Raw genomic sequence first — 9240 nt, 5'->3', positions numbered from 1 at the left:
TTGTTTTGTATTGCAAACTCATCCAATGATACCTAGCCTTGTATGAAGTTCGTGTTCCTCAGACCGGAAGTTTGCCGCTCGCTTCCTTCAGATTCCGCGTCACCACGGACACCCTTGCGTTAAGCTAACTGCTACTTCTGCCTTCACAGTTCGGGACTTTCACCCTAGAGACTACACCCATGCCGGGCGCACAATAGCAAAAATAGCCTTTCTATTCGAAAGGCTTTTTTTTATGAATACCTGGGGAACCTGCGTTCCGTTGTTATGAAGGACACTGGGGCTTTACTTCGGGGACTTTTGTTCTTCATTCCCCTTATGAAGGACACTCAGATCCTTTTTCCAGTGGCTTTTGTCCTTCATCCCTTCTATGAAGGAAACTTGGGACTTTGCTTCGGAGAATTTTGTTCTTCATTCCCCTTATGAAGGACACTCAGACCCTTTTTTTAGTGGCTTTTGTCCTTCATCCCCTTCTTTTAAGGAAACTTTTAATTCTCATCCTCAATAAATTTCTTTAATTCTTCCACCGCTTCTTTTTCATCATGTCCATTGGCACTTAAAGTAACGATGGATCCTGCACCTGCTGCGAGGCTCATTAATCCCATGATACTTTTGGCATTAACTTTTTTTCCATCCTTTTCTAGGAATACCTCGGAAGAAAACCGATTTGCCTCCTGTACGAATAATGCTGCCGGACGTGCTTGCAGTCCTGATTTCCGTTTTACTTCTACTTGTTTCTCTTCCATCACTAACTCCCCTTACTCTCCTTATTTATTTGGAAACAGAAAAATCTCCTGCACGAAGCTTTTCCGCAATTTCATCAATTTTTCTTAGTCGGTGATTAATGCCTGATTTACTAATGGTGCCCCCGGATACCATTTCTCCAAGCTCCTTCAGAGTAACATCCTGATATGCTATGCGAAGCTCAGCGATTTCACGCAATTTTTCTGGTAAAACTTGCAGCCCCACCGTTGATTCGATATACCGAATATTTTCAACTTGTCTCAAAGATGCTCCAATTGTTTTATTTAAATTAGCCGTTTCGCAATTGACTAACCTGTTTACAGAATTGCGCATATCGCGAACAATTCGGACATCCTCGAAACGCAGTAATGCATTATGAGCACCAATGACATTTAAGAATTCCGTAATTTTTTCGGCTTCTTTTAAATACGTTATAAAGCCTTTTTTTCGTTCCAGTGTTTTACTATTTAACCCAAATGAATTCATTAGCTCACAAAGGGATTCATTATGCTCTTTATATTGAGAAAAGATTTCTAAATGATAGGAAGATGTTTCAGGATTATTGACAGACCCTCCTGCAAGAAATGCCCCTCTTAAGTACGAGCGCTTACAGCATTTCTTTTTAATCAAACTTGGAGAAATATGATGATCAAAAGTAAAATTTTCACCTAAAATCTTCAAATCTTCCAGAATATCTTTTGCCCTGCTTTTTAATCGAACAATGTAAACATTATTTTTTTTCAATCGCATTTTTTTCCTTACAAGCAATTCGACTGGGGTATCATATATTTTTTTGATAAGTATATAAATGCGGCGCGCAATTGCTGCATTTTCTGTTTGTACATTAACAACTAATAGTTTATTGGAAAAAGATAATGAACCGTTCATTCTAATAAGTGCTGATAGCTCCGCCTTTGCACAGCAATCCTTCACTTGTAGATTGGTTAATTCCTTTTTCGTTTCCGATGCAAATGACAACCCCAAAACCTCCAATGAAGTGAAAGAAAAAATTCACTTAAAATCACTAACTATTTGGCAGCAGGTTATATAAAATTTTTGCTACTTTATCGGTATCATGACGGATTAATCCGTCTTCATACGTAAGAATCTGATCATAAATAACATCTAAGCCTAAATTAATTAATCTGTCTACATCGTAAACTACAGGCTTTGCTAATTCCTCTTTGTAACGATCTTGGATATTTTGCGGAATTTCTTCATTATTTACTAAGATAGTATCAATAAAATGACATCCCATATGCTGATAAATGGCATCGACATGGTCACTGGCCGTATAATCAAGCGTTTCTCCAGCCTGTGTCATCAAATTGCATATATATACTTTCTTTGCTTTAGCTTTGCAAACTTCCTTACCCAACTGAGGAACAATTAAATTAGGCAATACACTCGTATATAAGCTTCCCGGTCCAATGACGATTAAATCTGCTTGACGAATCTCTCTAATCGTTTCGGAAAGCGGAAAAATGACATCTGGTGTTAAAAACACACGTTTTATTTTCTTTCCGGAAAAAGGAATTTTTGATTCTCCTGAAACAATCGTGCCATCCGTCATTTCAGCATGAAGTACTACACTCTGGTTAGCTGCAGGCAAAACTTTGCCATGAACATTTAGTACCTTGCTCATTTCCTGAACTGCATGAACAAAGTTGCCTGTAATAGATGTTAAAGCCGCAATAATTAAATTACCTAAGGAATGGCCAGACAATTCATTGTCTGTCTTAAAGCGGTGCTGAAACATTTGTTCCACTAATGGCTCTACATCGGATAAAGCAGCCAACACATTTCTTATATCTCCTGGTGACGGCATATCCATTTCTTCTCGAATTCTGCCGGAGCTGCCGCCATCATCTGCTACCGTTACAATGGCAGTAATATCGACTGGATATTTTTTCAACCCTCTTAATAATACGGGTAATCCGGTCCCCCCGCCAAGGATAACGATTTTAGATTTTTTTGCCGTTTTCATGCAGTTGTTTCCCTTCTCTATGCTTTATATCCCTATGGGAAATGCAAGTATGATAGTCTTCTTCAAAATAATGACCTATATATTCTGTTAACGCCACGGAGCGATGCTGACCGCCTGTGCAACCTATCGCGATAACCAATTGACTTTTCCCTTCCCGTTTATAATGTGGAAGCATAAACGAAAGTAAGTCAGTAATTTTTTCAAGAAACTTATGGGTTTCATTCCATTTTAATACATATTCATAAACCTCTTGATCTAAGCCAGTTTTTGGCCGCATATGCTGAACATAATATGGATTTGGGAGGAATCGCACATCAAATACTAAGTCCGCATCAATTGGGATACCATGCTTAAACCCAAATGACATAACATTAACCGTAAAGGTTGCTTGCTTATTAAGGGAGAACTCCGTTAATATTTTTTCCCTTAATTCTCTAGGGGACATTTTTGATGTATTATATAAAATTTGGGCACGTCCCTTTAGTTCCTCCAACAATGTCCTTTCCTGAGCTATACCCTCAAGCGGCAGCCCTGTTGGAGATAAAGGGTGTAGTCGTCTTGTCTCTTTATATCTTCTGACTAAAACAGAGTCATCCGCATCAAGAAATAGAATTTGCGGTGCAACCCAAGAAATTTCAGCTAATTCATCTAACGCTTTGAATAACGAATCAAAAAATTCCCTACCACGAAGATCCATTCCAAGCGCTACTTTATTCATCTTATTATTAGCATCCTTCATGAGCTCCAAAAATTTAGGAAGTAAAGTTGGAGGTAAGTTATCCACACAAAAAAAACCTAAATCTTCAAAGCTTTGAATGGCAACTGTTTTCCCCGCACCAGACATACCTGTTATGATAACTAATTGAACATTATTTGCACCTGTGCTCATGATCATTTCCTCCCATTAATAATGCCCCTACTAAAGAAGTTACAGACGATAGATCTACTATCAAGACGTTTTCACTCATTGGCATCAGTTAATTCAGATTCTGCCTAAAAAGTCTTTATTTCTCAATAATATGGTTAACTTTTTGCGAACGTTCACATAAGTATTCATCCCGAATAAAATTGGTTCTCCTATACACCTATGGCAATAAAACTAGCTCCGGCACTAAGATTGACTCACCTGCCTGTTTAAAGCATTTTCAATTAACTTGGGTCAATTCGATATGAAATTAATTCAAAGTCAGGTGTATATGTAAATTGTCCGTAAATGATCCCTGATCCATGAACAAGATAATCCAGAATATGATAATCGCCCTTTGCCATTGGCAGGTTTTGTATTTCATCAATTGGGTGCCATGCCAAGTTCCCTTCCTCAGATTTCAATAGCTGCACACCATCATAATCTTTCGCCACAAAGGAGAACATCATCCACTCCGAAACGATTTTTTCCTTATCTATAATATCAAAGGTGAAAACACCTTTTAATGACGGTTGCTTAAGGTAGATTCCCGTTTCTTCCCTGTATTCTCGTATAACAGATTCACGTATCGATTCTCCTTGTTCCATTTTCCCGCCGGGTGCCACCCACCAATTACGTCGAGGCTTTTGCAATAGCAAAATTTCATTGTCTTTTACCAAAACACAGTTCGTTACGCGTTGCACAACTCTCACCTCTTTTAGTTAGGCTGTTTTCGCATAAAATGTTGCTTTTCTTGCATTAGGATATTCCTCATATGTTTTTTCGTTATCATTTCTATGACTAGATGAGGAAATATATAATTTTCCTGTAAAAGACAACATGTATAAGAAAAGAGCACTTTTTTAGGAGTTATAGCCTTTTATATTCTCTTTATTATACTATTTATCTAACTTCCTAACAAACGTAAAACGGAGTGTTTGCACTAAAAAACAAATGTGCAAGCGCCTTGCTCATCGGTGTACGGATTTTTTGGTTTTCGAAGCAAGATTTATGAAACATGGCGAGGTTGTTCAGAAACTGATGTATTACCCTCAAGAAGGAGACGGAGAGCTGATAGGTGCTTGAAGCTAGACGATAAAAAAAAGCACCAGGCAATGCCCGGGCTCGAAAGTTTCTTATTAAAAAGGGGGTCAATTTCATTTGTCTTTATCATACATGATTAATGTTTCACAATGATTACAGGAAAATTAAAACAAAATTACTTTTATCAAATATCCCTTTAAAATACTAAAGGATAGCTGAAAATCATTTAATATTCAGCTTTTCTTTTAATTCCTCAATATAGTGTTGAGCACTTTGTGCCGCAATACTTCCGTCGCCTGTCGCAGTTACAATTTGACGAAGAGTCTTTTCACGAACATCTCCGGCTGCAAATATACCAGGAATTTTCGTTTCCATATCATCATTTGTTTCGATATAGCCTGTTTCATTTACAATACCAAGACTTTGGAAAGGTTTTGTTAAAGGCACTAGTCCAATGTAAATAAATACACCATCCGCTTTATATTCCATTTCACTATCATCCACAGTTGAAACAAGAGTAACAGAGCCCACTTTTCCATCTTTTTCGTTAATTTCTTTCACGGTATGATTCCAAATAAAATCAACTTTTTCGTTTGCAAATGCCCGATCCTGCAAGATTTTTTGTGCTCTTAATTGATCGCGGCGATGCACAATCGTTACCTTACTAGCAAATCTTGTAAGATATACGCCCTCTTCTACTGCAGAATCTCCTCCACCAACAACCACTAATTCCTTGTTTTTGAAGAAAGCTCCATCACAAACGGCACAGTAAGAAACACCGCGTCCGCCTAATTCTTTTTCGCCAGGAACTCCAATCTTTTTATACTCAGCTCCTGTTGCTATAATGATGGCTCTAGTTTTGTATTCCTTAGAACCCGCTTTAAGCGTTTTATATTCTTCCCCATCGACAATTTCCTTAATATCTCCATATGCATATTCAGCACCAAATTTCTTTGCATGCTCAAACATTTTATTGGAAAGTTCAGGTCCTAGAATGCTTTCATATCCAGGGTAATTTTCTACATCCTCCGTATTGGCCATTTGTCCACCAGGTACACCGCGCTCAATCATTAAAGTCGATAAATTGGCACGCGAAGCATACACGGCAGCTGTCATACCAGCAGGGCCGGCACCAATAATTATAAGATCATATATTTTTTCTTCCATATCTCAACACTCCTTACAGGTGAAATTCACTGCAAATTTCACTCACACCCATTTTTCTTTATCTATTTTTAATCTTTAATTCCTTATCTTATCATTCCCGATTTTGCTTTTGATTAAGGCTCTTTTCTTAAACTTTGTTGTTTTTAAGAAAAGATTCCCCGAAACAATACTGCCTTAGTCTTTTTGTACAAAGAGTGAAAAGTAACAATTTGTATAAAACAGTCTTGTTAAGTTCTCAAAAAACAATTTTACCGAGAATCATTACCCTTATCTTAAAAGAATGTTCTTCCAGAGTCCATATATATGCTTACTGAGAATATTGCTGTATCATTTTAATGTATTTCTGGAGTGTCGAAGGTGAAATATGATACAGTTTGGCAATCTCTGATTGGCTAATCTTCTCATGATGGATCTTATTCCATACATAATCAACTGCCGCTGCATATGCAGGTTGGTTAGCAAATGATATCCCCTCTTTTAATCCATTGATAAAAATGGAGAACCACATATGAAATAATCCGGTCGTTTGCGGATATACCGGGTGGTGATGTTCATACAATAATGTGGCAACACCATGCCCTTTTCCAATGATTCCATCTGGGTCAAATTGCTCTTTCATTCCTGCATCCAATACGTTCGCCAAGTAAATTTTCTCCGTAATCGTAAATTCATCCAGGCTTTTAAAATCGGGATGGGAGATAATTTCCTGTCTGCGATTGGAAACCGATATTAGAAAAATGCCAAATAACCTTTCTTCTAAATAATCGCTTTTTAATTTGTTTAGAATGGATGTAACATGGTTTTCGAAGCCTTCATCACCCTGTTGATTTTTGTTCCAAGGCTCTGTCCCCTCTTTTTCCGGACTTAATTCTAATAATTGCTTCCAAGCAGATTTGGACGTCTGTTCATGTCCAGTAGAATAGGCAACATGTGAAAGCCAATAGTAAAAGCTTGCATCTCCCTCAAAGCCTTGTTTTTTTAGTTTATTTAACCAATAAAATGCCTTTTGATGATTTCCCAACAAGGCAAATGTGGCGCCTAGTTTATATTGATGTTCAATCAAGAGCGGCTGGATTTTTTCAAGACCATTTATTAATTCTTGAAGTTCCTCATCACGATGTTGATGATACAAAAATACTGCTAAATTGCAAAGAGCGTGTAAGTTTCCGGGATTCTTATCCAAAAGCTCTTTTAACACATTTGCCGCTTTTTCCATTTCTCCTAAATAAAAATAACCGAGAGCCAAGTTATTGTAGGCTGACCAAAAATCCGGATATTTTTCAATCAATTCTTGTAAATTTTTAATGGCCATTTGAAAATTCCCAGATTCGAGAAGCTGTCTTGCCTTCTCTTGTTTCATGATTAACTCGTCTTGCATATATAAGGAATCTTCCAGGTCTGTTTCTTCCGTATTAATAACGTATATTAAATCTTCAGCTTCCTCTGCAAATTCACCATAAGGATCCAATTCCAAATATTTATTGGCATGTTTATATGCTTCATGAAAAAGACCAAGCTCGGCATAATTATTTGCCAAAAAATAATGACATTCTGTCATACTTGGGTCTAATTCGTCCAAAATTTGGGTGAAAAGTTCATTAGATTGCTGAAATTCATCCAGCTGCATACAAACAAGGCCAAGCTGACAGGCAATCATCGGTTCATATGGTTCTAACTGCATTGCACGCTGCAAATATTTTTTCGCTTTCTTTAAATCATGTCTATGATAAGCATTTATTCCTTTATTAAAATAGTATTCTCCTGTCGGTATAAAGGACAGGACGACACCTTGCTGCTCCTGCCTTACTTTTGAGTCTTTTGCCATGAAGGTCCCTCACAATAATCTTGTTTCTTCTATATTAAAATGATCTGTATTTACATTTCATAAAAATATTTTTAATCTATTACAAAAAGATGCCAAGACATTTTATCTGATATGGAGTAATCATTCATTCGAAAACAACCATAACTACTGTAGTATATCATATATAGTTATAATGATTAACAAGCAAATTGAAAAGTAGAAACACTTTCTACAAGACAACATAAGGTACCTGTTATCCCAGGTACCTATTTCCCGCTCTCCATTCCATATATTGGATCTGAAGCCCTTTTTTCTTCTAACTGTTCCTTTGTATAAATAACTTTCATAGGATTTCCGCCTACAAATGATCCTGCGGGAACATCTTTATGAACGAGTGTGCCAGCTGATACGATGGCTCCATCTCCAATTGTCACCCCGGGCAAAATAGTCGTATTGGCACCTATCATTACTTCACTGCCAATTTTTACATTTCCAAGCCTGTATTCCTTTATTAAATACTCGTGGGCAAGAATAGTTGTATTGTAGCCGATAACCGTATTTTTCCCTACAGAAATTTTTTCCGGAAACATAACATCTAACATTACCATTAAGGCAAAGGATGTTTGGTTTCCAATTTTCATCTTTAAAAAGACACGATACATCCAATTTTTTATACCTAAAAACGGTGTATATCTCGCCAATTGTATTATGAGGAAATTTTTAACCACTTTCCAAAAAGGAACCGTTTTATAAACATGCCATAAAGAATTTGCACCTGAAACGGGAAAACGGTCCGTCTTTCTCATCCATTTACCGCTCCAACTATTTCTAGTAGATCACGCATGTTATCAAGAATAAAATCAGGTTCATATTTTTCTAAATAAGCTCGCCCTTTTGCAGACCATGCAACTCCTGCAGACAGAGTCCCAGCATTTTTTGCCCCTAATATATCGTGGTAGTTATCTCCTACCATAATCGCTTCCTGTGGTGCTGACTCGAGCAATTTCAAAGCTTTTTCAATCGGTTCAGGATCAGGCTTTACATTCTCAACATCATCTATGGCGATTATTACTTCAAAAAAGGAATCCAAATTTGTCAGCTTTAGTCCTTTTTTTATGGTTGAGGACATCTTAGTAGAAACAATCGCAAGCTTATATCCCTTTTCTTTAAGGACCTTCACTGTCTCATAAACACCATCAAATTCTTTTACCAGAAGGTCATGATTTTCTAAATTATGAGCACGATATCTTTCTATCATTTCATCCACATTATCCGGATTAATAGATGAGAAGGTATCCTTGAGAGAAGGCCCCATGAACGGAAGCACATCCTCCCTTGTGTATTTCTGCGGATAATAGTGGTTTAATGTATGCAAAAAAGAAGCGATGATTAATTCATTTGTATCAATTAAAGTTCCGTCTAAATCAAAAAGAATCGTTGTTATTTGTTTTGACATATTTTGCTACCCTTTCTGCTGTAAATATCTATTCTTAGTCTAATAATAAATGTTATGGATGTAATCGAGTAGGAGGAGGTGACTAACCCCCGACCTCTCACACCACCGTACGTACGGTTCCGTATACGGCGGTTCCA

Annotated in this window: 9 protein-coding genes; all 9 read right to left on the bottom strand. The window is 37.2% G+C overall.

Annotated elements, in window-relative coordinates; translation table 11 throughout:
* Positions 1–485: 485 nt before the first annotated feature.
* Positions 486–743 carry an HPr family phosphocarrier protein gene (locus AN964_RS05900; RefSeq protein WP_055738812.1) on the bottom strand — a complete coding sequence of 86 codons (258 nt, stop codon included), beginning with the start codon at positions 741–743 and terminating at the stop codon, positions 486–488.
* A 25-nt stretch (positions 744–768) separates the two neighbouring features.
* Positions 769–1719 carry a DNA-binding protein WhiA gene (gene whiA / locus AN964_RS05895; RefSeq protein WP_055738811.1) on the bottom strand — a complete coding sequence of 317 codons (951 nt, stop codon included), beginning with the start codon at positions 1717–1719 and terminating at the stop codon, positions 769–771.
* 46 nt (positions 1720–1765) lie between these two features.
* Positions 1766–2728: a gluconeogenesis factor YvcK family protein gene (locus AN964_RS05890; protein ID WP_055738810.1), complete on the bottom strand. Its 963-nt coding sequence runs from the start codon at positions 2726–2728 to the stop codon at positions 1766–1768.
* Positions 2706–3617: an RNase adapter RapZ gene (gene rapZ, locus AN964_RS05885; RefSeq protein ID WP_055738809.1), complete on the bottom strand. Its 912-nt coding sequence runs from the start codon at positions 3615–3617 to the stop codon at positions 2706–2708. The genes AN964_RS05890 and rapZ overlap by 23 nt, the downstream gene beginning before the upstream one ends.
* 260 nt (positions 3618–3877) lie before the next feature.
* The gene (locus AN964_RS05880; protein WP_055738808.1) at positions 3878–4336 is read right to left on the bottom strand and encodes an NUDIX hydrolase; all 459 of its coding nucleotides are present in this window, start codon (positions 4334–4336) and stop codon (positions 3878–3880) included.
* A 562-nt stretch (positions 4337–4898) separates the two neighbouring features.
* Positions 4899–5843: a thioredoxin-disulfide reductase gene (trxB, locus tag AN964_RS05875; RefSeq protein WP_055738807.1), complete on the bottom strand. Its 945-nt coding sequence runs from the start codon at positions 5841–5843 to the stop codon at positions 4899–4901.
* A gap of 307 nt (positions 5844–6150) precedes the next feature.
* Positions 6151–7668 (bottom strand): tetratricopeptide repeat protein, encoded by a 1518-nt coding sequence (locus AN964_RS05870; protein WP_055738806.1) that lies wholly within the window; start codon positions 7666–7668, stop codon positions 6151–6153.
* 245 nt (positions 7669–7913) lie between these two features.
* Positions 7914–8453 carry an acyltransferase gene (locus AN964_RS05865; protein ID WP_055738805.1) on the bottom strand — a complete coding sequence of 180 codons (540 nt, stop codon included), beginning with the start codon at positions 8451–8453 and terminating at the stop codon, positions 7914–7916.
* The gene (gene ppaX, locus AN964_RS05860; protein WP_055738804.1) at positions 8450–9103 is read right to left on the bottom strand and encodes a pyrophosphatase PpaX; all 654 of its coding nucleotides are present in this window, start codon (positions 9101–9103) and stop codon (positions 8450–8452) included. The genes AN964_RS05865 and ppaX overlap by 4 nt, the downstream gene beginning before the upstream one ends.
* Positions 9104–9240: the final 137 nt, after the last annotated feature.

This window comes from Heyndrickxia shackletonii (genome assembly GCF_001420715.1).
Taxonomy (GTDB): domain Bacteria; phylum Bacillota; class Bacilli; order Bacillales; family Bacillaceae_C; genus Margalitia; species Margalitia shackletonii.
The sequence above is the reverse complement of the archived record's forward strand: the minus strand, read 5'-3'. Positions and strand labels throughout refer to the sequence as shown.

Excerpts from the sequence above, each read along its gene's own strand:
- AN964_RS05870 (WP_055738806.1), bottom strand. The coding sequence starts at position 7,668 with ATGGCAAAAGACTCAAAAGTAAGGCAGGAGCAGCAAGGTGTCGTCCTG.
- AN964_RS05865 (WP_055738805.1), bottom strand. The coding sequence starts at position 8,453 with ATGAGAAAGACGGACCGTTTTCCCGTTTCAGGTGCAAATTCTTTATGG.
- ppaX (WP_055738804.1), bottom strand. The coding sequence starts at position 9,103 with ATGTCAAAACAAATAACAACGATTCTTTTTGATTTAGACGGAACTTTA.
- AN964_RS05890 (WP_055738810.1), bottom strand. The coding sequence starts at position 2,728 with ATGAAAACGGCAAAAAAATCTAAAATCGTTATCCTTGGCGGGGGGACC.
- AN964_RS05900 (WP_055738812.1), bottom strand. The coding sequence starts at position 743 with ATGGAAGAGAAACAAGTAGAAGTAAAACGGAAATCAGGACTGCAAGCA.
- rapZ (WP_055738809.1), bottom strand. The coding sequence starts at position 3,617 with ATGAGCACAGGTGCAAATAATGTTCAATTAGTTATCATAACAGGTATG.
- trxB (WP_055738807.1), bottom strand. The coding sequence starts at position 5,843 with ATGGAAGAAAAAATATATGATCTTATAATTATTGGTGCCGGCCCTGCT.